We start from the raw sequence: 24805 nt of genomic DNA, 5'->3' as shown, positions 1-24805 counted from the left end.
TCCTTTTTTTATTTTAGTTTTTTTAATTCCTGATAAAGCCGAGCTGTCGGCAACCCCACTACATTCGTATATTCTCCTTTTATACTTTTAATCCCTATACGTCCTATCCATTCTTGTATACCATAAGAACCCGCTTTGTCATAAGGTTCATACCTATCGATGTAATACATAATTTCTTCATCACTTAATGGATAAAATTCGACTTCAGTTGATTCCGAAAAAGTAGTTATTTTACCCTTATTCAAAATGCAGACGGCAGTAATCACTTCATGAATATCTCCGGACATTATTTTCAATACTTGAAACGCTTCATCTCTACTTTTTGGTTTCCCCAATATATCCTGTGCTGAAGTAACAACAATCGTATCTGCTGTAATAACATATGCATCAATAAAATCATTTCCAAAAGCTTCTGCCTTCTTTTGTGCAATTGCACAAACTACATCTCGAGCGTTTAATTTAGAGTCGAAGACTTCATCCGTTTCGCGAACTATTACCTCAAAGTTCAAACCTAATTCCTTTAATAGTTGACTTCTTCTCGGAGATTGAGAACCCAATATTATATTTTTTTGTTTTAAATCGATCATACCTAATTACTTTTGACAGTGGTGTCAATCTGCCATTTTCCTTGTATTTTCATTACCTTTTCAATTACATCGCGAACGGCTCCGTCTCCACCAATTTTTGGAGAAATATAGTGGCAAATAGCTTTGATCTCTTCCACAGCATCAGCTGGACAAGCTGCTAAACCTGCAAGTTGCATGCATTCAAGATCTGGCATATCATCGCCCATATATAGAATGTCACCAAAAGTCAAGTCGTAACAAATCAAAATTTCTTTCAACTTTTCAATTTTATTAACAATTCCTGAATGAATTTCTTTAATCCCAAGCCCCGCAAGTCTTTTTACAACTCCTGTAGAATTGCCACCTGTAATAATGATGATTGGATAATCTCGTTTAACGGCTAGTTGCATGATATAACCATCCTTAATATTAAAAGTACGCATCTGATCTCCAGCTTCGTTAACAAGTACACGACCGTCCGTCAAGACCCCATCCACATCCAATACAAAAGCTTTCACCCTTTTTAGATTATCAAAAATCATAGTTCTTTTTTTTCAAAAATAAGTAATATATAATTTGAAATGCTATAGATCAATCTTAAATTTTTCTTAATAAAAGACAAGTAATTATCACAATTAGACAAAAAATCATTTTAATGTCATAACAGTTGTTGCGCTAACAACTTTCTTTCAAAAACATTTGGTAGAAACAGCTATTTAGGTGTATCTTTGTAGAAGATAATTAAGGTTATCTATTACAAAAAAGTAATGTAGCATGTCATTAATAAATAGTTCAAATGACATTCATATAACATTAAATCAAATGTTTATCATTAATTTTGTAGTATCAAATCACCCTTAAAGATGGTGGTTTATTTAAAATGTCTTTTCATAATTTAGGTTTATAATTGGTTAGTAACAAACCCTGATGCCCATCATCAGGGTTTTGTTTTTTAAACAACTAGCAATCAAAAAAAAATAGCTGCAAACAGTTGTTAACAGCTATCAATTAGTATTCTAATTTCTTATTTAAGTGGTAGCGATTTAATATCAATCTCTGGTTTCTCACCAGTAACTTTTCTAGTGAACTTACTATCAGCAGGTACATAATTATTAAAAAAACCAAAATTTTTCAAATAAAATCCTTTTTCATTGACACCTCCAGAGTAATCCATCCGATACCCCTTTCGTCCTGTGTTATCAACAGTAAATCGACCTTCCGTGCAAGGGTACCAATTTCCTTGATTATCAGCTACCCATTGATTAGAAAAGTGTACTTCTCTTTGATAAATGCCTTGTTCAGGACTAAAGTTTTCGAGGAATGAATGAAATCCCGTTAAATATTGACTCGTTTGCGGACGTTCAAATTCGGCGATAATTTGCCACTTTCCTACTTCTGGAGCATAAAACCATGCCGTATACGCAGTATAGTTATTCTCGACAGGTCTGCCTCGCAACAAAAATTTATAGGTATTTCCGGCTATCCAATTAAATTTCAAATAACTTTGCCCACCAGACCCTTCGTTTCCAAATTCACCAGTATGAACGCTGTTTCCTTTGGTCTTCAGTATGATTTTATGATCGTCAGGTATTTGTTTAGGATCATCTGTTGTGAAAGGACTCCACACAGAAAATAAAATACGACGTTCGGTGCTACTATTGACTTGCATGCCAAAATAACCTACATTAAATCCATTAGACATAAAATATGAACCCTCAACATCATTTCCTTTAGGAACAGTTACTTCATTATAATAATATTCAATTTGTTTATCTTTTGGCTGTTGATATCCCATATGCGTAGATGGACCACGTCTTCCCCAATAAAAAAAGTTGTCTTCATTATTTCGCACAAAATTCATATGACCTTCTGAAGCAGTCCCAGTCAAAACATACCCTGCTACAGTTGGATACAACGAAGCATCCGAGGTTGCTTTTAATTCCATCGCATAGTAACCCGTATCTGCAATTGTAAAATCAGCAATAGATATTGATCCTTTTTGATTTGGTTTGATATTTAACTTGGCACTTTTGTCTCCTAATGTAAAAATAAATTCACCACCCTCATTTGCTGCAGATACTTGAATAGCAACATGTACTTGACCTGTCTTGCCAAAACGAACAAATGTTTTGACCGAACGGTTTTTATCTTTCCAATTCTCAATATTTCCAGTTTTCAAGATCGATTCTTTATGGTTGTTTTTTGGGTATTCCCAACTATTACCACCTATGGGTACAAAACTCTCTTTTTTTATATCAGTCGTCTGCCCATATACAAATGCTAAATTAAAAAAGAGAAATAGAGTTAATAACTTTTTCATTGATTTCATGTCTATAACAATTAATTATAGCATTAAATATACTGATAGGAATAAGAAAATAGAACTGTGAAAAACGCTCAGAAAAAAAACAACCGATTGCATTGTAACTGCAATCGGTTGTTAAATCGTATAAAAAAACTGTTACATCAGATTTTAATCCTTCTGATGACCTCTCGTATCATGACCTGGTTTGGAAATAGAAGTCCGCATATCTGTATCTGCCTGAATATTCTGCATCTTATAATAGTCCATCACGCCTAAATTTCCATTTCTAAAAGCTTCGGCCATCGCTAATGGCAACTGTGCTTCGGCCTCAATAACTTTCGCTCTTGCTTCTTGCGCCTTAGCACGCATCTCTTGTTCGTTTGCAACAGCCATAGCCCTGCGCTCTTCAGCTCTTGCATTAGCAACTTTTAAATCAGCTTCAGCTTGATCGGTTTGTAATTTAGCACCTACGTTTTCACCGATATCAATGTCTGCAATATCGATAGATAATATTTCAAAAGCTGTCCCACTATCTAGTCCTTTTGATAGAACAGTTTTTGAGATACGATCTGGGTTTTCGAGAACCTGTTTGTGGCTTTCCGAAGATCCGATTGTTGTGACAATCCCTTCACCAACGCGAGCTAAAATCGTTTCTTCACCTGCACCTCCAACCAATTGATTAATATTTGCCCGAACCGTAACCCTTGCTTTTGCTATTAATTGGATTCCGTCTTTTGCAACAGCAGCTACTGGAGGTGTATTAATTACTTGCGGATTAACCGATAATTGAACAGCGTCAAAAACATCTCGACCAGCCAAATCAATCGCTGTAGCAAGTTTAAAGTTTAAAGGAATATTAGCTTTATCTGCTGAGATTAAAGCTTTAATCACTTTATTAACATTTCCACCAGCCAAATAGTGAGTTTCAATTTCATTTGATGTAATATTTAAACCCGCTTTTGTTGAAGTGATCATTGCATTTGTCACCAAAGATGGTGGTACCTTACGCAACCTCATCAAGACCAAATTCAATAAACTTATTTTTACATTAGAAAGTTGAGCCGTAAACCAAAGATTGACAGGTAATAAATAAAGCAAAAGAAATAAGGCCACGACACAGCCTACAATCATTAAAGCAAAAGAAAAATTTGGATCCATTTGATTAGATTAATTAAATAGTAATTTTCTTAAAGATATTAAATAATGATCAAAAATATACTATAGTAGATCGAAAAGTGAAGATAAATAATCAAAAAGTAATAAGTTATAATACAGCAAGCATTCATATATACTGGAAAAATTAACAATAAAATCTACGATTACTTACTCATTTTTTTTACTACTTTTACTTATCATATATAATCATTTTAATTTGTGAGATTTCAATAAAGATTTTCTAAAAACCGCTAAATATTAAGCATATATAAGTATTAAAAAAAGAATACTTGCAAAATAGCAAGTAAAAAAAACAAATAATAATTACCTCATCTCTAATATCAATTAGAGATCTATTTAATGCATTTTCAACATATTAATCGCTATACCAGAATGAAAAAGCTACGTTTTCAGCAACAACTTATCATTGGAATTATATTTTCATTTCTCATCATACTATCCGCCTCCCTTTTTCTTTTTGTTCAATTGGAAAAACACTCAACTTACGAACGAGATGTTATTCAGAATGCTGAAGCCAAATTTGATCTGATCGATAAAGTCAAAAACAGTATTGCGAAAGTTAATCATGCAAAACTTGAATACCATACTGAAGAAAAAGAAAGTGCACTTATGCCCTATGTCAATGAAATCAACCTACCCTTAGAAGGTATAAAAAACTTAAGCAAAAAAGATACATATTTTATTTTTGACAGCAACAAATTAAATAACCTAAAAAACTCACTGCTAGAATTTTATGATTTCGACCGTGATATTGAACTCAGTAAAAAGAACAAGTATCATGTCTTAAATATTAACAATAAGCGATCAGATATTCAAAATCAAATATCTATAATTTCTAAAGAACTCATTGATAAAAGAAAAGAATTAATACAAAAGTCAACAGATCAATTAGAAAAGACCATGTTTATCACTTACTTTTTAATATTCGTTGGTCTTGCTATTATGGTCTATATTTTCATTGTTGTACTTAATGTCTTTAAGACATTAAAAAAGAGCATTGTAGATCAAAAAGAATCAAATGCTGCATTATTAAAACTTTCAACGGAAGTCGAACAGAATAATGCCATTTTAAACAACATTAATATATTAGACGAAGATTTAAGAGGTGATTTTAATGAAAAAGAGATTGCCACTATTGGTTTAAATAATATTTGTAAAACGACTAATGCATTAGCCGGTACAGTATATGTAAAAAAAGAAAATAGCACTAATTTCTATCTTTTAGCAAAAAAGGGTATTCCGGCAGAGACTAACATAAAAAATATAATCTTAGAAGGTGATGGCATATTGAGTGATGTCATGAAAGACAAAAAACTTCAGATAATTCGTGATGTCAATGCGGATAAATATCACGTTGCTTCTTCTTTGATCAATAAATTTGAAGCACACTTATATCTTATTCCTATTGTATATGAAAATGAATCCATCGGCATCATCGAGTTAATCTGTCAAATGGAAAGCAAAAAGGAAGAACAACTGATCGAATATCTAAATAGTGTAAGCAAAATACTTGCGATCAGTTTAACAGTTGCACAAGCACATACAAAAATGGCAGAGCTGTATGAAGAATTACAACAACAAACGGAAGAGCTCGAAGCACAGCAAGAGGAATTAAGAACAACAAATGAGGAACTTGGTTACAAAACCAACTTACTTGAAGCTTCAGAAGAGGAACTAAGAGTACAACAAGAAGAGTTAGTACAAACAAATAATGAATTGGATGAAAAAGCGAAATTACTCCAAGAACAAAATAATGAATTGGAGAAAGCTAAAGACAAAATCGCTCTAAAAATTCGCGAAGTAGAATTAGCTTCCAATTATAAGTCTGAATTTATGGCCAACATGAGCCACGAGCTCCGTACTCCGCTAAATAGTATCTTAATTTTGGCCAAATTATTACAAGATAATAAACAAGAAAATCTGACAACCGAACAGATTAAATATTCCAATGTGATTCACAATGCAGGAACAGATCTTTTGCATCTCATCAATGACCTCCTTGATTTAGCAAAAATTGAGTCTGGTAAAGTCGAGTTATCTCAAGAAAATATCGACACGAAAGATCTAATCGATTATATTGAAGTTTTTTTTAAAAATACAGCAGAAGATAAAAAGATAAATTTTAAAATAAAAACATCTTCCAATGTCCCTATTCACTTTTTCTCAGATGAATATCGAATACAACAAATTTTGAAAAACCTACTTTCTAATGCGTTCAAATTTACGCATGCAAACGGAGATGTAATCATGGAAATCGACTTGGATGGTGATGGCGGCCTGTCTTTCAAAGTGACAGATACAGGTATTGGTATCGCTGCAGACAAACAAAAATTAATTTTCGAAGCGTTTAAACAAGAAGATGGTTCTACAAGCCGCAAATATGGTGGTACGGGATTAGGTTTGTCAATTTGTAGAGAAACAGCAAAATTATTAGGAGGAAAAATTTCTTTAACAAGTAAAGTTGGAGCAGGTAGTTCTTTCACATTTACGTTGCCGTTAAATGAATCGACAACTATCGAAAAAATGAAAGAAATTGTGATTGAAGAACCGCGGGAAATAATAAAAACTTCCACTTCCCCAATAATTAGTAAAAATGAATCTACAATTCATAGTGATGAAAATTCAAATACATTACTCATTATTGAAGATGATCTCATATTCGCCGATATACTAAAAGACTATGCCGAAGCGCACCATTATGAGGTCATATTAGCACATGATGGTGAAGAAGGGCTAGAAAAAGCATTTTTTCTAAAACCAAAAGCGATCATTTTAGATATTATGCTACCCAAAATAGATGGGTGGAATGTACTTAAATCTTTAAAGGCCAATCCAAATACATCTGCCATTCCAGTACATATGATGTCTGCTGGTACATATTTGGCAAATGAACCTATTATCGCCGGAGCAATTGGCTTTATGGCTAAGCCAGTATCTGAAGAAACATTAGAAAAAACGTTTAAAAAAATTCAAGCAATGCTTGAAAACTCAGTAAAAAAAGTATTATTAATTGAAGATCAACACATCCAAAGTGACTTTATAAAACATGGACTTAAAGAAGAAAAAATAATAGTTGATCAAGCTTACGACGCCAACAAAGCTCTTGAATTATTAGCAAATAAAGCGAATAAATATGACTGCATTATTTTAGATCTAAACTTACCAGATAAATCAGGTGTTGAATTACTGGATGAAATAAAATCAGATGAAACGTACAGAGAGACACCAATTATAATCAATACCGCGATGGAATTGACTTCTGAACAAACAGCCAGAATTTTGAAACATTCACAAGCTATGGTTCTTAAATCAGCCAAATCCAATGATCGACTCATCGATGAAGTTCGCTTATTCTTAAATAAAATAAATCAGGAACCAGAAGATAAGGGCCGTATTACAAATAAAATAAAAGATTTTAAGCTTGAAAAAACTTTAGAAAATAAAACTATTTTATTGGCAGACGATGATATGAGAAATATTTTTGCATTGACTAGTGCATTTGAAAGCTATAATATTCAAGTAGAAATTGCCAACAATGGACAAGAAGCATTAGATATCCTTAATGAAGATAATGCGATTGATCTGGTCCTTATGGACATTATGATGCCTGTAATGGATGGTTACGAAGCTATTGAACAAATTCGTAAAAATAGAAAATATATTGATTTACCAATTATTGCTATTACAGCCAAAGCGATGAAAGGTGATAAAGAAAAAGCAATCGAGGCTGGGGCTAATGACTATGTCAGTAAGCCAATAGATATTGATAAATTAATTTCATTAATCCGTGTTTGGGTTAGTTAAATAAATTAAATATGCTAAACTATACCGAATTAGACGAAATAATAGAAATCATTAAAAATTTTCATGGTTTGGATATATCTGGATATTCAAAAGCATCTTTAAAAAGACGAATAACTAGAATTATGGATCTTAATAAATTGGATCTTGTCGGTTTAAAATCAAATTTAATAAATCAAGAAGGTTTCCTGAATTACTTTATACCTGAAATGACTGTTAACGTCACAGAGATGTTCCGAGATCCAGAATTTTATATTGCTGTAAAAACGAAGCTCTTTCCGTACCTGGAGACTTATCCTCACATAAAAATTTGGAGTGCAGGATGTTCAACGGGAGAAGAAGTTTACTCATTAGCTATTTTATTAAAAGAATGCAATTTACTAAGCCGTTCCTTCATATATGGCACTGATATTAACCATCTCGTTATAGATAAAGCCAAACAAGGCATTTATAGTTTAACGAAGTTAAAAGAATATTCAGAAAACTTTATTAAAACAAAAGCTGAGCATTCATTATCAGAATATTATACGGCCATGTATGACGCAGCAACCATTCAAAATGATGTAAAGAAACACCTCTTATTTTCAATTCATAATCTGATTACAGATGGTGTTTTCAATGAGTTTCAAGTCATTACTTGCCGCAACGTTTTAATATATTTTGATATCCAATTGCAAGAAAAAGTATTTGATCTATTTTATGACTCACTTTGCAAATTAGGATTTCTATGTTTGGGCTCAAAGGAATCATTGATTAACTATAAACGTGCGCATCTATTTAAATTAATTGATAAAAAAAACAATATTTATCAAAAAATAGCGTAATGAAAACATCATGAATAAAATATTCATAATGGTCACATCGCTGATAAAAACAATTCAACCTGATGAAAAAGGGAAATAAAATATTGCTATTGGGGGGGTCTGCAGGAGGTTTTGGGGTGATCTTAAACTTATTAAAATCAATTCCTAAAAATTTCCCAATCCCAATAGTTGTAATTGTCCATCGAAATCCAAAATTTGAATCTAATTTTGAGTATGTTTTAAAAAATACATTTGCCATACAAATTAAATCCGCAGAGGACAAAGAAACAATTGAAGGGGGAAAAGTTTACTTTGCTCCTCCAGGCTATCATTTATTAATAGAACCAGATTTCAAACTCTCATTGGACAATTCTGAACCAGTTCAATTCTCAAGACCTTCCATAGATGTTACCATGGAATCGGCTTCTGAAGTTTATCAAGAAAACTGTATTGCAATCCTCTTTTCTGGAGCAAATCAAGATGGAGCAAAAGGATTATTAGCGATTAAAAATAATGGGGGAATAAGTATCGTACAGCATCCCGATTCTGCAGAAGTTGCAACAATGCCTCAAGCAGCAATAGACATAAATGCCCAGCATCATATTTATACGACTGAAGAAATTGTCAAGTACATTCATCAATTAAATTGATTAATAAATGAAAAACATAAACTTATTAATAGTTGATGATAAAATCGAAAATATCATTAGTTTAACAGCGCTTTTAAATGATATTGAAAATATCAATATTATAAGTAGCCAGGATCCTAATGAAGCTCTTCGCTTATGTTATAAGCAAAATATTGACATTGCTTTGGTAGATGTACAGATGCCTGAAATCAACGGTTTTGAATTTGTATCCCTCATAAAACATAACCCTAAGACCAGTCACATTATTGCGATTATGGTCACAGCTATCTCTAAAGAGGAAAAGTACCTCATTCAAGGATTAAATAGTGGTGCTGTAGATTATTTATATAAACCACTAAGCCCAGAAATAACAATTGCTAAGGTAAAATCTTTCGTGCAGCAGGTACAGACTCAAAATGAAATCAAAGAAAAAAATAATGCATTAGAAAAGTCTAAAGAAGAATTAATACGGGCAAAAGAAGAAGCTGAATTAGCTCGAAAATCTAAAGAAACATTTCTAGCCAATATGAGCCACGAAATACGCACTCCTATCAATGGGGTAATGGGTATCGCACAAATGCTCAAAAACTCCCCCCTATCTATAGAACAACAAGATTGGGTCAACAAATTAAACAGTGCGTCACTGAATTTACTTAATATCGTTAATGATATTTTAGATCTGTCAAAATTTGATTCGGGTATGATGAAACTCGAACTCGAACCGACCTCCGTACATGATATTACAGACGATTTAAAAAATCTATTTGTACACAAAGCAATACATAAAGGATTAAATTTCTCTATCAAAATAGATGATAAAATCGATAGTTTCTTCTTAGCGGATCCTCTGAGACTTAAACAAATTCTTACGAATTTTATATCAAACAGTTTCAAGTTCACTGCCCATGGTCGTATTGATCTATGCATTAATCTTATTGATAGCAATACATCCAAATTATATCTACAGTTTATCGTCATTGATACAGGTATAGGGATACCAGAGCAATCATTGGAAAAAATATTTTTTGCCTTTGAACAGGGAGAAGACGGTATAACCAAAAAATTTGGTGGAACAGGACTAGGATTAGCCATTGTAAAAAAGCTCGCTACATTACTTGGAGGAAAAGTCATCGCTTCGAGCGAATATGGAAAAGGTAGCACATTTACTTTTGAATGTTGGTTCGATCGAACAACAGCGGTCAAAAAAACGAAACCCGAAAAGATATTATATTCAGAATTAAGCAGTTTTGACAATTTAAAAATTTTAGTTGCTGAAGATAATGAACTAAACAGTTTCATGTTAGCCAATATTCTAAGAACTTGGAATTGTCAGATTGAAACGGCAAGTAATGGGAAAATAGCATTAGAAAAAGTGGAAGAGAAAACATTCGATATTATTTTCATGGATTCTCATATGCCTATTATGAGTGGTTTTGAAACGATTAGAAGGATACGAGCGCATAGTAATCCTGATATCGCTAATATTCTCATTATATCAATTTCAGCATCCGTATTAGAAGCAGAACAACAAGAAGCGCTTGAGGCAGGAGCAAACAAAGTGATCGGAAAACCATTTGATCCAAACCATCTACATGCCATGATTGAAAAATTATTACGCAAAAGAAACAATTAAAAGCAATATTTTGCCTATTTTTAGTAAAAAATATAATAACATAATGAAAAAATTATTTGTTTTACCAGCCATTGCTTTAGCAATATCTTTTGCTTCTTGCGGAGGCAATTCAACAACAAAAGAAAACAGTGCAACAACTGAGCAAACGCCTGCAGATGCCACAGTAGCAGAAACGATCCCTGGAATTGAAAATGTTGAACTTTCTAACACACTAGCATTAGAAGGAAATGATGCAATGAAATTTGACAAAAATTTATTCCGCGTTAAAGCAGGAGAACCTGTAGAATTAACATTTAAAAATGTAGGATCAATGCCTAAAGAATCGATGGGGCATAATGTCGTTATCTTAAAACCAGGAACTGATCTAGCTACATTTGGTGGTGAAGCTGCTGGAGCAAAAGCGGATGAATATGTACCAAAATCGGCTCTTTCCTCTGTAATTGCACACACAAAATTATTAGGACCTGGTGAAACAGACAAAATTACTTTTACATTGGAAAAAGGAAATTATGATTTCATCTGTAGCTTCCCTGGACACTATGGTGTAATGCAAGGAAAAATTGTTGCAGAATAATCAATAAGAAATATGACTTTAAAGGCATTCCTAAAACATGGGGTGCCTTTTTTATGACCTTACATTTTTAATGAAATTAACAACAGGTCTTTATTTCAAATTTATACATGATTTTAACAAAAATAGGTTTCCTATAAAGTTAATTATAACTAAATTTGCTGAAACATTTAAAACGTAATCGATGCAATACGACGTAATAGTAATTGGAAGTGGACCAGGCGGATATGTAGCAGCAATCCGTTGTGCACAATTAGGGTTAAAAACTGCTGTCATTGAGAAGTATAGCACTTTTGGAGGAACTTGTTTAAATGTAGGCTGTATCCCTTCAAAAGCTTTGTTAGATTCATCAGAACATTACCACAATGCTGCACATTCCTTCGAAGCACATGGTATCAGCTTAAGTAATTTAAAGGTTGATATGAAAAAAATGATTGCTCGCAAAGATGATGTTATCAACCAAAATACCGCAGGTATTACATATCTTTTTAAAAAGAACAAAGTTGAAAGCTTTCAAGGAACTGGTTCATTTGTAGATAAAAACACCATTAAAATCACAAAAGAAGACGGTACTTCTGAGCAAATCACAGGTAAAAATGTAATTATTGCAACAGGTTCAAAACCGACCTCTTTACCATTCTTACCAGTAGATAAAAAGAGAATTATTACTTCTACAGAAGCGTTAAATTTGACAGAGATCCCTAAGCACTTAATCGTTATTGGAGGTGGTGTAATTGGGCTTGAATTAGGTTCTGTTTACGCTCGTCTAGGTTCTAAAGTTTCCGTTGTGGAATTTGCAAAGTCGATCATCGGTACAATGGATGGTGGCTTAGGCAAAGAATTACAACGTGTTTTGAAAAAATCTGTAGGAATGGAATTCTATACTGGTCACAAAGTAACAGGTGCTACTGCAAAAGGTAAAACAGTTACCGTTACAGCTGAGAATCCAAAAGGAGAAATCATTTCTTTAGAAGGTGATTATTGTATTGTAGCCGTTGGACGTACAGCATATACTGAAAACCTAGGTTTAGAAAAAATAGGTATTACGGTTGAAGAAAGAGGTAAAAAAATTACTGTAAATGATCATTTAGAAACAATTGTTCCAGGTGTTTATGCAATTGGAGATGTTGTAAAAGGTGCTATGCTTGCACACAAAGCAGAAGACGAAGGTATCTTCGTAGCAGAACGCATTGTAGGTCAAAAACCACATATCGACTATAATTTAATCCCTGGTGTTGTTTACACTTGGCCTGAAGTTGCCTCAGTTGGTAAAACTGAAGAGCAATTAAAAGAAGCGGGTGTTAAATACAAAACTGGTTCATTCTCATTTAAAGCTTCTGGTCGTGCCAAAGCTTCAATGGATACAGATGGTTTTGTAAAAATATTAGCCGATGCCGAAACTGATGAAGTTATTGGAGTACATATGATTGGTCCAAGAGCTGCAGACATGATAGCAGAAGCAGTAGTCGCTATGGAATACCGCGCATCAGCAGAAGATATAGGCCGCATATGCCATGCACATCCGACCTACACTGAAGCAATAAAAGAAGCTGCTTTAGCGGCAACCGCAAATAGAGCAATTCACGCTTAAAAAATATAAAAGGGGGAAATTAACATTTTCCCCTTTTTTAAGTTCTTACATCGCTTAAAAAAACACATGAACTTCTATACAAGAAAATGGGTAAAACCAGAAGATTTAAATCCTAATGGTTCGCTATTTGGAGGAACACTGCTGAGATGGATCGACGAAGAAGCTGTTATTTATGCTATCGTACAACTTTCAAATTCATATGTAGTCACAAAATACATCTCTGAAATCAATTTTGTAAGCTCCGCACAACAAGGTGATATCATAGAACTAGGAATAGAAGCAATTAATTTTGGAACAACATCGATCACTATGCGTTGTGAGGTCCGAAATAAAATTACACGAAAAACGATACTCTCCATTGACAAATTAGTATTCGTCAATCTCAATAAGGAGGGAGTACCGACCCCACACGGACGGACAGAAATTACTTATGCTTACGTAGGTATTGATAAAATAAAAAAGGATGACAGTTAAATCATCCTTTTTTTATGATTTATTTCTTTTGACCTGTTATTATCTTTTTCACATCCAGCTCCACCCAAAAACCTACTATGGGGATCAGGGAAGCTAATAAATAAACCAATGGACGTCTCCAATTCCATTTATACTCCACGGTACACATAATCAACATAATGACAAAAATAACCACAAAAAATCCATGAATTGAACCAGCGATCTTTACCGCTTCAGGAGTTTCAAAAAAGTATTTCAGTGGCATAGCCAAAAAAAACAAACAAATAGTTGAAATCGCTTCCCAAAGTGCAATTTGTCTAAAAATACGGAGCATAAAAACTTGATTTAAAAATGTCTAATCTCAAAAATAGAATTATTTAATGAGATGAATATTTTATAATTAATGGTTTGACCCTCCTTTGACATAATTAAAATTTTTATCGCATTTGTTTATTAGAATCTGCCAATTTAATGTCGATGTAATTTATAACATTCAGAAAAAATGCGTACTTTTGAAACAAGCTTTGCTATTTTGAATATCTTGAAATTCAAAATAGATTGAGCATTCAACTACACAATAATTATTTTATGAATTACGACATCATTGTAATTGGTAGTGGTCCTGGTGGATATGTTGCTGCCATTAGAGCCTCACAATTAGGTTTCAAAACTGCTATCATCGAGCGCGAATCTTTAGGAGGTATTTGTCTAAATTGGGGCTGTATACCAACTAAAGCTCTATTAAAAAGTGCACAAGTTTTTGAATATTTAAATCATGCTGCTGAATATGGTATCAATGTACAAGGCGGTGAGCCTGACTTTGATGCAATTATTAAAAGAAGTCGTGGCGTAGCTGATGGAATGAGCAAAGGTATTCAATTCTTAATGAAGAAGAATAAAATTGACGTCATCAATGGTACTGCAAAGATCAAAAAAGGTGGTAAAATCGATGTAAAAGCTGCAGATGGTTCATCAAAAGAATACACAGCCAAACACACGATTTTAGCGACTGGAGCACGTTCACGTGAATTACCTAACCTGCCTCAGGATGGTAAAAAAATTATCGGATATAGACAAGCACTAGTTCTTCCAAAACAACCAAAATCTCTTGTTATCGTTGGCTCTGGAGCTATCGGAATCGAATTTGCATATTTCTATAATGCCATTGGCACGAAAGTAACAGTTGTAGAATTCATGGACAGAATTGTTCCAGTTGAAGATGAAGAAATATCAAAGCAATTAGAAAAAAGCTTAAAGAAACAAGGCATTAACATTTTAACTTCATCCGAAGTACAGTCTGTTGATACATCAGGTACTTTAAGCAAAGTAAATATCAAGTCTGCAAAAGGTATGGAAGTGATCGAAGCTGAAGTAGTCCTATCAGCAGTAGGTATCATGCCAAATATTGAAAATTTAGGTCTTGAAGAAGTTGGAGTAAATACAGATCGTGGTCGCGTTGTGGTTGACGATTATTATAAAACAAACATTGATGGTGTCTATGCTATCGGTGATATTGTAAAAGGACAAGCGTTGGCGCACGTAGCATCAGCAGAAGGAATTTTATGTATAGAAGCGATCAAAGGTCTTCATGTAGAACCAATCGATTATAACAACATTCCAGGATGTACTTACTGTTCTCCTGAAATTGCCTCTGTAGGCTATACAGAGAAAGCAGCAAAAGAAGCTGGTTACGATATTAAAGTTGGTAAATTCCCTTTCTCAGCCTCTGGCAAAGCGTCAGCTTCTGGAGCGAAAGATGGTTTTGTAAAAGTTATATTTGATGCAAAATACGGTGAATTCTTAGGAGCCCATATGATTGGTGCAAATGTTACTGAAATGATTGCCGAAATTGTGGTAGCAAGAAAATTAGAAACAACTGGTCATGAAATGATTAAAGCGATCCATCCTCACCCTACAATGAGTGAAGCGATCATGGAAGCTTGTGCTGATGCTTATGACGAAGTGATTCATTTATAACATCAACACGATTAATATAAAATAGAAAGAGCTTATCATATGATAAGCTCTTTCTATTTTATATTAAAAAAGAAGGATTACATAATCAATCTTGATTTGAAAACAATCTGTTGTGGAGCCAAGTCTGCATTATTTATTTTCTCAAATAAAATCTCTGCAGCCTTTTTGGCTTGATTTCCTGGAAATTGTTCGATACAACCCATTGGAGGATTTTCCATATATTTCCATAAAGGATAATTAGCATAGCTAATAAAATGAATATCATGATTTAAAACCAGTCCCCTGTTTCGAGCTGCCTTCATAACATCCAAGGTCACAAAATCATTGAAAGAAACAACAGCAGTTGGCCTTTCCGGTAGAGCATACAGTTTTTCCATAGCCGCCTCATTCCCTTCAGTAGTCAGATCTGTATTTACAATATATTTTTCATCATAATCCAAACCATTACGCTTTAATGCAGACAAGAAAGAATTTTTGCGCTCTTCACTTGCAGGAAGCAATTGGGGGCCATTGATAAGTGCTATTTTAACATGACCTCGAGCAACAAAAGCATCAATTGCCTCATTCATACCAGTTGCAAGATCACTCTCCACTTTATTGATTTTAGGAATATCAGGAACGCAGTCAAAAAATACAATAGGAGTTCCAGAGTTTTCTAATTTCTCTAGAAACTCTAAGTTTGTTGTATTCTTTCCTACTGACATCAAAACCCCGTCAACACGATGACTCTTAAATGTTTTCAATATCCTTTCTTCCCTTTCAGCATCATCCAATGATTGGCCCATGATTACGGTATACTTACGATCATTAGACACATTTTCAATTTCACTAATTGCAGAAGAAAAGAATGGTTCAGAAAGGCTTGGTAATAAAACACCGATCGTAAACGTTTTTCGTTGCTTAAAAAATATAGCCGTTTGATTTGGCTCGTAATTCAATTCCTCAGCCACTTTTTTCACACGCATGGTCGTCACCAACCCAATACTTGGATGATCATTCAATGCTCGAGATACAGTAGATGGCGAAATTTTTAGCTTCTTAGCTATTTCTTTGATTGTGGTTGGTTTATCCCCTTGCATACTCATAGTCGAATCTCACTAAATTTACATTCCGATAAATATAACATTTTTTAGCATATTTTTAGAATAAGAGTTTTATTTAAGAAAAAACAGATTTAAATGCAAATTATAAACAATTGACTATCAATAGCTAAATCGAAAAACTACCGATCAATATGTACAAATTCACTTTTAGCTATTTGAAGTTCTTCAGCGATAAAATCCAAGGGTTCCAGATTACGAAACTGCAACTCATCGACAAAATATACCCTTAATTTAGAAGCCAATGCACCCCATTCAATATGCTTTATTTTATTCAATTGCATTAACGGATTACCTTTTGTCAAAATACAAATCTGTTTACCATCATTAACAATAGCGTTCAACAATTCTATGATACCTTCCTTCATCAATAATTTAACTGGTAGTACCGCGTTGACAAATAGTCGCTCAAAATGCTCTTTATACTTCAGATCAAAATGAAAATTATCTGCCGCATGCTCAAAAATTAGCTCTTCACCCTGATGCTCCAAATGATCTTTAAAGAAAGAAACCAAATCAGCTTGAGGCGGAAAAGTCTCCGTAAACTCCAAAAAGTTAGCAAAGAGATAATACACCTGTAATACATAATCTCGCTTTGGATAAATAACGTCATCCAATTCAAAAATAAAAACTTTTTTATCTGAAGGAAAGTCCTGATATTTTAACATAAAAATTAATCTTTTGCCACAGCACACAGAGCGAAATCATCGCCCGAGTCAGAAATAATAAACAAACCGTCCATGGATGAATCAACCGTTTCAAAATCATTAAGTAAAGATTTACCAGCAATTAATAAAACCAAAGACAATTCTTTGCTCGGATTCTCAATTACAAAGTAGTCTTGCAATACATCATGCGAGGGTACAATTACTTTAATATCATATTCTTCAAATAAAACTTTAGCCTCAGATAAAGGTTCAAATTCATAACTCCCCAAAGGCAAAACGTAATCAATATGTTGGTCTAAACTTATTTTTAGTACTTCATGCGCATATGTCGGCATTAGCCCAGCTGGAATTTTAAAATATTTTCCAGAATTTAATAACAGCGATGGAATTTCTTCCGAACTCGCAAAAAAAACATCAAATTCATGCTCTAATAGCTTAGCAATACGCTGTCCTAACGCTCTAGTACCAAAGGTTATCAGTATTCTTTTCTTCATCAGAATAATTATTTAATTAATGAGTGTTAGCTATGTAGATATTATTGAGCCCGTTTCACTCGATTTTAAAAACGTTGAAGCTATCATAAACACGAGATACCACGTAAAAGTATGCCAACAGTATTCATGATGCTCAACATATATTATAATGCAATCACATTCCCGTCGCGCATATGAATGGTGCGATCAGAGATACGAGCCAACTCCTCATTATGAGTAACGATAACAAAAGTTTGTTGAAATTTATCTCTAAGATCAAAAAACAATTGATGTAGTGCCGTAGCATTTTCCGAATCCAAATTACCAGAAGGTTCATCAGCAAGGATAATAAATGGATTATTAATCAGCGCACGCGCAACCGACACCCGCTGTTGTTCTCCTCCGGACATATGTGTAGGTTTATGGCTGGCACGATGTGCTACACCAAGCAAATCCAATATCTCCATGGCACGAATCTCTGCCTCTTTACGTCCTACACCTTTGATAAAAGCAGGTATACATACATTCTCTAATGCCGTAAATTCAGGTAGTAAATGATGAAACTGAAACACAAAACCGATGTGTTCATTGCGAAATGCACTGAGTTTTTTTGCGCTCAGACCACTAATATTAGTCCCATTAATATACAATTCACCTTTATCAGCCAAATCCAAAGTCCCGATAATGTGAAGAAGCGTACTTTTTCCAGCCCCAGAGGCGCCAACAATACTCACGATTTCACCTTTTGCAACTTCGATATCCACACCTTTTAAAATAGGCAAAGGACCATATGATTTGAAAATACTTTTGGCTTGTAACATCATATGACAAAGTTAAATATTTTTTACGAACAAACCCTTTGAATAAATCAAGACCTTTTAACTCCATATCCGCCAATTAGTATATAATAAAAGTCAATTTAAGCTAAATTTATGCTCCAGAACTTGACCATTCACTTAAAAAATAATACTTTTACAACACAAACATTTTTGCAATGAACATTCACGAATATCAAGGAAAAGAAATACTTAAAAGTTTTGGCGTAAGAGTACAAGAAGGTATTGTTGCTGAAACTCCAGAGCAAGCTGTAGAAGCTGCTAAAAAATTGAAAGAAGAATACAATTCGGACTGGGTTGTAATCAAGGCTCAAATTCATGCTGGTGGTCGCGGTAAAGGTGGTGGCGTTAAATTAGCTAAAAACCTAGAAGAAGTATCACAACGTGCTACAGATATCATCGGTATGCAATTAGTAACTCCTCAAACTGGTGCTGAAGGTAAAAAAGTAAATAAAGTATTAGTTGCTCAAGATGTTTACTATCCTGGTGAAAGTGAAACTAAAGAATTTTATGTATCTGTGTTATTAGACCGTACAAAAGGTCGTAATATCATTATGTATTCTACAGAAGGTGGAATGGATATTGAAGAAGTAGCAGAGAAAACTCCAAACTTAATCTTCAAAGAAGAAATCGACCCTAAAGTTGGTTTACAAGGTTTCCAAGCACGTAAAATTGCTTTCAACTTAGGTTTAACAGGTGCTGCACACAAAGAAATGGTGAAGTTCGTTGCTGCTTTATACAAAGCATACGATTCAACAGATTCTTCGATGTTCGAAATCAACCCTGTATTAAAAACATCTGACGATAAAATCTTAGCTGTAGATGCGAAAGTAGATTTAGATGAAAACGCATTATACCGTCACCCAGATTATGCAGCATTACGCGATGTAACTGAAGAAGATCCTACAGAAGTCGAAGCTGGTAAATCTAACTTAAACTACGTAAAACTTGATGGTAACGTAGGTTGTATGGTAAATGGTGCCGGTCTTGCAATGGCAACCATGGACATCATCAAAATTGCTGGTGGTGAGCCTGCAAACTTCTTAGATGTAGGTGGTACTGCAAATGCTGAAACTGTAAAAGCTGGTTTTAATATTATTTTATCAGATCCAAATGTAAAAGCAATCTTAATTAACATTTTCGGTGGTATCGTTCGTTGTGACCGTGTAGCACAAGGTGTAATTGATGCTTACAATGAAATCGGTAATATCCCTGTACCAATTATCGTACGTCTTCAAGGTACTAATGCTGCTGAAGCAAAAAAACTAATTGATGATTCAGGCTTACAAGTTTATTCTGCAATTCAATTACATGAAGCTGCTGAATTAGTAACAAAAGTATTAAAAGGTTAATTTCCCTTTAAAAACAATATCAAAAGCCTCTGGAAATTTTCAGAGGCTTTTTTAATTGAATAAATACATACAATTTCTAAATAAATCACTGATTTTTATAAATTATACGCTATTTTTGAATCTCGTATAAAAAAATAAGATCCTGATCTGATATTTAGACCTTATTTGAAATGCTACAATAAAAATGGAACATACTCGTATAAAAGAATTATTAAATGCCACTGATTTTGGGCATGAAGTTATTGTTAAAGGTTGGGTTAAAACTTTCCGTAACAATCAATTTATAGCAATTAATGATGGATCTTCCGTTCACAATATCCAAGCAGTAGTTGATTTTGAAAACACACCAGAAGCTTTGTTAAAAAGAATCACAACTGGTGCTGCATTACGTGTAAAGGGAAATTTAGTTGAATCACAAGGTAAAGGTCAAAAAGTTGAGATCAAAGTAAACGAATTGACGATTTTAGGTGATTCAGATGCTGAAAAATATCCTTTACAACCCAAAAAGCACAGTTTAGAGTTTTTACGTGAAATCGCTCATTTACGTTTTCGCACAACAACTTTTAATGCCGTATTTAAAGTTCGTAACGCCTTGGCATTTGCAGTACACAAGTTTTTCAATGATAAAGATTTTGTATATATGCATACTCCAATTATCACAGGATCTGATGCCGAAGGTGCAGGAGAAATGTTCCGTGTGACAGCACTAGATCTCAATAATCTTCCTCGTACAGAAAGTGGTGACATTGACTTTAAAGAAGATTTTTTCGGAAAATCAACAAACTTAACAGTTTCTGGACAATTAGAAGGTGAACTAGCTGCAATGGCATTCGGCAACATCTATACATTTGGACCAACATTTCGTGCTGAAAATTCAAATACGACACGTCACTTAGCAGAATTCTGGATGATTGAACCAGAGATGGCGTTTTACGAATTAGAAGATAACATGGATCTTGCAGAAGATTTGCTCAAATATGTGATCAAATATGCACTGGATACATGCCCCGAAGAAATTGAATTCTTAAAAACACGTTTATTAGAAGAAGAAAAAAATAAACCTGCTGCAGAAAGAGCAGAGCTAAATCTAATCGACAAATTAACATTTGTCCTCAACAATGATTTCGAACGTGTAACCTATACAGAAGCCATTGATATATTAAAACGTAGCAAACCAAATCAAAAGAAGCAATTCAAATACTTAATTGACGAATGGGGAGCTGATTTACAATCCGAGCACGAACGTTATTTAGTTGAGAAACACTATAAAAAACCAGTCATACTCATTGATTATCCAGCGGAGATCAAATCATTTTATATGAAGCAAAATGATATTGATGCCAACGGGCACAAAACAGTACGTGCTATGGATATACTTTTCCCTGGTATCGGTGAGATGGTAGGCGGATCCCAACGTGAAGAAAATCTGGACAAGTTATTAACCAGAATGGCTGAAGTTAATATCCCAGCAGAAGAAATGGAATGGTTTTTAGATACACGTCGTTATGGTTCGGCACCTCACTCAGGATTTGGATTAGGATTTGAGCGTTTAGTATTATTCGTAACAGGTATGACCAATATTAGAGATGTCATCCCATTTCCGCGCACGCCAAACAACGCAGAATTTTAATCAATAGCAAACACATAAAAAGCGGTCAAAACCCATTCAGTTTTGGCCGCTTTTCTTTTATCTACAAATAATTTGTAATTTAGCAATATATCAAAATCTTATGTTAGTCCGAATATACGATAATAATCCAAATGAGAAATCAATACAACAAGTAGTTGATATTCTAAAAAAAGGTGGAGTTATCATCTACCCCACCGATACGGTTTACGGCATCGGATGCGACATTACGAATCAGAAAGCTATTGAAAAAGTTTGTGAGATTCGAGGGTTAAAAGCAGACAAGGCCAATCTATCCTTTATTTGCTATGACCTGACAGATATATCACTATATACCAAACCTTTCGATACAACAGTCTTTAGGGTATTAAAAAAAGCTCTACCTGGACCATTCACTTTTATATTCAATGCCAGTAGCCAAGTTCCAAAATTATTAAGTTCAAAAAAGAAAACTGTAGGTATCCGGGTTCCTGATAATAATATCGTACGTGAAATAGTTCGTGTACTGGGCAACCCCATTGTCACAGCCTCCATTCGTGATGAAGACGACATTTTAGAATATTCGACAGATCCTGAACTCATTCACGAAAAATATGAAAACTTGGTCGATTTAGTTATTGATGGCGGTTACGGTGATAATGTTGCCTCAACAGTTGTAGATCTGACAGAAGGTGAATTTGAAATCATCAGAGCTGGTAAAGGAAATTTAGAGGAATATCTATAAGATATTCCTATTCTCCACCTGTTCTTTTAAAGCCACATTAAAAGACTTAAAATCATTGTAGATTACACCATAGATCATCTTTCGAAAAAAATAAATCAACACTCCCGAAAAGTATTCTCCTTGAGTCAAGACTGTTTCATGATCAGATTTTTTCTCGAGTATAAAATAATGTTCACCATCAAACAATCCTGGTACAATAAGACTACCCTTCCAACGAAGTTCCTTCAAAGGAGTAATGTTTAGAAACAGAGGATTCATAGTCATACTGGGCCCCTTAGACTGTTCTAATCTAACCTTAGATCTTTGTCCAACACTTGGAATAGAAAAAAACTGCTTTATTGTAGGACTCCAGTCCGGATATTTATTAAAATCAGACAATACGATCCAAACCGATTCGATTGAAGCTTTAATAGTGATTGAATTTTCGATATGTGCTTTCATATACCAAAACTAGTATATTCAAACAACCATGCCCTTGACTTTTATCAAGAATTTATCTTCGCTCTAATACGACTCAAAGTTTCAGGAGACATACCCAATACAGAAGCTATATATTGAAGAGGAACACGATTAAACAGCGCTTTATTCTGTTCAAAATACAAATGGTAACGTTCTTCAGCCGTATGAGCTATAAAATTATAAATACGATCTTCTAATTGTAAAAAACACTTGGCAATAAATCGCTTCTCTAAACGATTCCAGTCAGGTATATGTGTTTCAAATTGAAGATAATCCTTTTTAGAAATGGAAAGCAATTTAGTATCTGTCAACATCTGGATGCTCCAACGCGCAGGTTGATCAAAAAGAAATGAAGATAGATCCGTAACAAAGTACCCCTCCTGTCCTATCCATTGTGTAACCTCGCCTGAGGCCGTTTCTTTAAAAACCCTTACGATCCCAGATTGAATAAAACTCAATCGCTCACAACGATTATACTGTTCTAAAAAATAGGTGCCTTTTGAGAGATTTTCTTCCAAGAAAGAAGATAATATAGGTGTTAGGTTCTTTGGAGAAATATCAAAAAGTTGAATGATTTGGGATTCAAAAAATGTATTCATCTATTGAAGATAATCATTTCAAATTAAATTATAGGACCACTAGCTCCTCGACAATAACACGGCCCACATGCTCATTGACACGCCCGAGTATCTGTTTACGCATTAAAACCAGTTCATTTTTAATAACTGCAGATTCGACTTTCACAAATAGCTTTTTATCTTTGATATAAATTTGCTTTGTACGGTTAGCAATAGCTTTACCAATCAATGTCGGCCACACTGCCAAAATAGAAGTTTCCTCAAATTTACGTTTTAATTTGTATGCATCAAGAAGACGTTCAATAGCTTCCTTTATGGTGATATCATCACTTGAACGAATATATTCCAATGCACCTTTATACTTCTTATCATACATAAACTTCACCTCCTGCTATGTCAAAGATACGTACTGGACTAGCAATCGCATCAAAAATTCGCTTAATTCTTTTTGCATCTGTATCTGTCAGAAAAATTTGACCAAATTCATCATCCGAAACCATCTGCATCAACTTGTGGGTACGCTTATCATCCAATTTATCAAAGATATCATCCAAAAGCAAAAGAGGTTTAAACCCTTTCTTTTGTTGAAAGAAAGAATATTGGGCTAGTTTTAATGCGATTAAAAAAGATTTTTGTTGTCCTTGAGACCCAAATTTTTTCAAAGGCATGCCTCCGTGAATCGTAAAAATCAAATCATCTTTATGGATACCAACCGAAGTTCTCTCCAACGCGCGATCCCGATCAAGATTTTTCTCTAAAATATTCAAAAACGAATCCTCCATTAAAGGAGACTCATAGACAAGCTGAACAGTCTCAGCATTCTCAGTAAGATATAGATAATGACGATCAAACTCCGGCTGAAATTCAGTCATAAAAGCAACACGTTTATCATATATTACTGTACCAACTTCTTCAAGTTGCATATTTAAAACCTCAACAAGCCCCAAATCCAATACACCACTTTGCTTAGCCTGCTTCAACAGCATATTACGTTGGGCAATGATCTTATTATAAATGATAAGTGTATCCAGGTATTTATTATCAGTCTGAGAAATGACATTATCAATAAATTTACGGCGTTCTTCACTACCATCCGTAATAATCATACTGTCATTAGGAGAAATCATCACTAAAGGAAATTGACCGATATGATCAGCCAATCTAGGATAATCTTTTTTATTCTTCTTGAACTGTTTCTTTTGATTACGTTTGATGCTACAGGAGATCACATCATGAAGCTGATCCTTTTCAAAAGACCCCTGCAACATAAACCAATCTTGGCCCTGTTTGATATGTTGCGAGTCAATGGGATTAAAATAACTTTTACACAAAGAAAGATAGTGGATAGCATCCAACAGATTTGTCTTACCAACACCATTATCCCCGGCAAAAGCATTTACCTCTGGCAAGAATTCTAAAGAAGATTCTGAATAATTTTTAAAATTTAAAACTGAAAGCTGACGCAACCACATAGCACAAAGAT

The 24805-nt window shown here is 34.1% G+C and carries 24 protein-coding genes; 11 read left to right on the top strand and 13 right to left on the bottom strand.

The genetic code is table 11. The annotated features are described in order from the left end of the window. Positions 1-8: 8 nt before the first annotated feature. From B3P23_RS12195 to floA, 4 genes are all read right to left on the bottom strand, one after another. Positions 9-587 (bottom strand): Maf family protein, encoded by a 579-nt coding sequence (locus B3P23_RS12195; RefSeq protein ID WP_293926307.1) that lies wholly within the window; start codon positions 585-587, stop codon positions 9-11. Between the two features lie 2 nt (positions 588-589). Beyond that, positions 590-1108: a KdsC family phosphatase gene (locus B3P23_RS12190; protein WP_293926305.1), complete on the bottom strand. Its 519-nt coding sequence runs from the start codon at positions 1106-1108 to the stop codon at positions 590-592. A 482-nt stretch (positions 1109-1590) separates the two neighbouring features. After that, positions 1591-2886, bottom strand: coding sequence for a DUF3472 domain-containing protein (locus tag B3P23_RS12185; RefSeq protein ID WP_293926302.1), 1296 nt, complete (start codon positions 2884-2886; stop codon positions 1591-1593). Positions 2887-3039: 153 nt separating this feature from the next. Further along, entirely contained in the window at positions 3040-4029 is a 990-nt protein-coding gene (gene floA, locus B3P23_RS12180; RefSeq protein WP_045753594.1) for a flotillin-like protein FloA, read from the bottom strand. A gap of 390 nt (positions 4030-4419) precedes the next feature. On the opposite strand from floA, the gene B3P23_RS12175 reads away from it, so the two are divergent. The 7 genes from B3P23_RS12175 (at position 4420) to B3P23_RS12145 (ending at position 13549) form a co-directional block, all read left to right on the top strand. Further along, positions 4420-7851 (top strand): response regulator, encoded by a 3432-nt coding sequence (locus B3P23_RS12175; protein WP_293926300.1) that lies wholly within the window; start codon positions 4420-4422, stop codon positions 7849-7851. Between the two features lie 11 nt (positions 7852-7862). Further along, positions 7863-8672: a CheR family methyltransferase gene (locus tag B3P23_RS12170; RefSeq protein WP_293926297.1), complete on the top strand. Its 810-nt coding sequence runs from the start codon at positions 7863-7865 to the stop codon at positions 8670-8672. A gap of 62 nt (positions 8673-8734) precedes the next feature. Continuing rightward, positions 8735-9301, top strand: coding sequence for a chemotaxis protein CheB (locus B3P23_RS12165; RefSeq protein ID WP_293926294.1), 567 nt, complete (start codon positions 8735-8737; stop codon positions 9299-9301). Between the two features lie 7 nt (positions 9302-9308). Next, positions 9309-10913, top strand: coding sequence for a response regulator (locus tag B3P23_RS12160; RefSeq protein WP_293926292.1), 1605 nt, complete (start codon positions 9309-9311; stop codon positions 10911-10913). Beyond that, on the top strand, positions 10882-11487 hold the full coding sequence (locus tag B3P23_RS12155) for an azurin (RefSeq protein WP_281047618.1): 606 nt from the start codon (positions 10882-10884) through the stop codon (positions 11485-11487). The genes B3P23_RS12160 and B3P23_RS12155 overlap by 32 nt, the downstream gene beginning before the upstream one ends. A gap of 181 nt (positions 11488-11668) precedes the next feature. Continuing rightward, positions 11669-13075: a dihydrolipoyl dehydrogenase gene (gene lpdA / locus B3P23_RS12150; RefSeq protein WP_293926288.1), complete on the top strand. Its 1407-nt coding sequence runs from the start codon at positions 11669-11671 to the stop codon at positions 13073-13075. A 66-nt stretch (positions 13076-13141) separates the two neighbouring features. Further along, positions 13142-13549 carry an acyl-CoA thioesterase gene (locus B3P23_RS12145; RefSeq protein WP_045753588.1) on the top strand — a complete coding sequence of 136 codons (408 nt, stop codon included), beginning with the start codon at positions 13142-13144 and terminating at the stop codon, positions 13547-13549. Positions 13550-13568: 19 nt separating this feature from the next. Here the strand turns inward: B3P23_RS12145 and B3P23_RS12140 are convergent, their stop codons facing one another. After that, positions 13569-13862 (bottom strand): DUF3817 domain-containing protein, encoded by a 294-nt coding sequence (locus B3P23_RS12140; RefSeq protein WP_045753587.1) that lies wholly within the window; start codon positions 13860-13862, stop codon positions 13569-13571. A 254-nt stretch (positions 13863-14116) separates the two neighbouring features. Here B3P23_RS12140 and lpdA (B3P23_RS12135) point away from each other — a divergent pair, with 254 nt between their 5' ends. Beyond that, positions 14117-15505 (top strand): dihydrolipoyl dehydrogenase, encoded by a 1389-nt coding sequence (gene lpdA, locus B3P23_RS12135; RefSeq protein ID WP_045753586.1) that lies wholly within the window; start codon positions 14117-14119, stop codon positions 15503-15505. A 77-nt stretch (positions 15506-15582) separates the two neighbouring features. Here the strand turns inward: lpdA (B3P23_RS12135) and B3P23_RS12130 are convergent, their stop codons facing one another. From B3P23_RS12130 to B3P23_RS12115, 4 genes are all read right to left on the bottom strand, one after another. Next, positions 15583-16590 (bottom strand): LacI family DNA-binding transcriptional regulator, encoded by a 1008-nt coding sequence (locus B3P23_RS12130; protein ID WP_094771777.1) that lies wholly within the window; start codon positions 16588-16590, stop codon positions 15583-15585. A 137-nt stretch (positions 16591-16727) separates the two neighbouring features. Next, positions 16728-17273: an HAD family hydrolase gene (locus B3P23_RS12125; protein ID WP_293926279.1), complete on the bottom strand. Its 546-nt coding sequence runs from the start codon at positions 17271-17273 to the stop codon at positions 16728-16730. A 5-nt stretch (positions 17274-17278) separates the two neighbouring features. After that, positions 17279-17767 (bottom strand): hypothetical protein, encoded by a 489-nt coding sequence (locus B3P23_RS12120; protein ID WP_293926276.1) that lies wholly within the window; start codon positions 17765-17767, stop codon positions 17279-17281. 143 nt (positions 17768-17910) lie between these two features. Continuing rightward, positions 17911-18567, bottom strand: a complete 657-nt coding sequence (locus B3P23_RS12115; RefSeq protein WP_248755916.1) for an ABC transporter ATP-binding protein — start codon at positions 18565-18567, stop codon at positions 17911-17913. A 173-nt stretch (positions 18568-18740) separates the two neighbouring features. Between B3P23_RS12115 and sucC the strand changes: the two genes are divergently transcribed. From sucC to B3P23_RS12100, 3 genes are all read left to right on the top strand, one after another. Beyond that, positions 18741-19934, top strand: coding sequence for an ADP-forming succinate--CoA ligase subunit beta (gene sucC, locus B3P23_RS12110; RefSeq protein ID WP_045752524.1), 1194 nt, complete (start codon positions 18741-18743; stop codon positions 19932-19934). Positions 19935-20118: 184 nt separating this feature from the next. Then, positions 20119-21564 carry an asparagine--tRNA ligase gene (gene asnS, locus B3P23_RS12105; RefSeq protein ID WP_045752523.1) on the top strand — a complete coding sequence of 482 codons (1446 nt, stop codon included), beginning with the start codon at positions 20119-20121 and terminating at the stop codon, positions 21562-21564. 100 nt (positions 21565-21664) lie between these two features. Next, complete coding sequence (locus B3P23_RS12100) at positions 21665-22285, top strand: L-threonylcarbamoyladenylate synthase (protein WP_045752522.1); 621 nt, start codon at positions 21665-21667, stop codon at positions 22283-22285. On the opposite strand, the gene B3P23_RS12095 is transcribed toward B3P23_RS12100, so the two are convergent. From B3P23_RS12095 to recF, 4 genes are read right to left on the bottom strand one after another with little or no spacing between them, the layout of a single operon-like run. Then, entirely contained in the window at positions 22280-22726 is a 447-nt protein-coding gene (locus tag B3P23_RS12095; protein WP_293926271.1) for an SRPBCC domain-containing protein, read from the bottom strand. The genes B3P23_RS12100 and B3P23_RS12095 overlap by 6 nt on opposite strands. Before the next feature lie 44 nt (positions 22727-22770). Next, positions 22771-23343, bottom strand: coding sequence for a Crp/Fnr family transcriptional regulator (locus B3P23_RS12090; RefSeq protein ID WP_094771776.1), 573 nt, complete (start codon positions 23341-23343; stop codon positions 22771-22773). A 28-nt stretch (positions 23344-23371) separates the two neighbouring features. Then, on the bottom strand, positions 23372-23698 hold the full coding sequence (locus tag B3P23_RS12085) for a DUF721 domain-containing protein (protein WP_084405271.1): 327 nt from the start codon (positions 23696-23698) through the stop codon (positions 23372-23374). After that, positions 23691-24794, bottom strand: a complete 1104-nt coding sequence (gene recF / locus B3P23_RS12080; protein WP_293926266.1) for a DNA replication/repair protein RecF — start codon at positions 24792-24794, stop codon at positions 23691-23693. Before recF ends, B3P23_RS12085 begins: the two co-directional genes overlap by 8 nt. Positions 24795-24805 lie beyond the last annotated feature (11 nt).

Source organism: Sphingobacterium sp. UBA6320 (assembly GCF_002440335.1).
Classification (GTDB): domain Bacteria; phylum Bacteroidota; class Bacteroidia; order Sphingobacteriales; family Sphingobacteriaceae; genus Sphingobacterium.
This window is presented reverse-complemented; position numbering and strand designations above follow the sequence as displayed.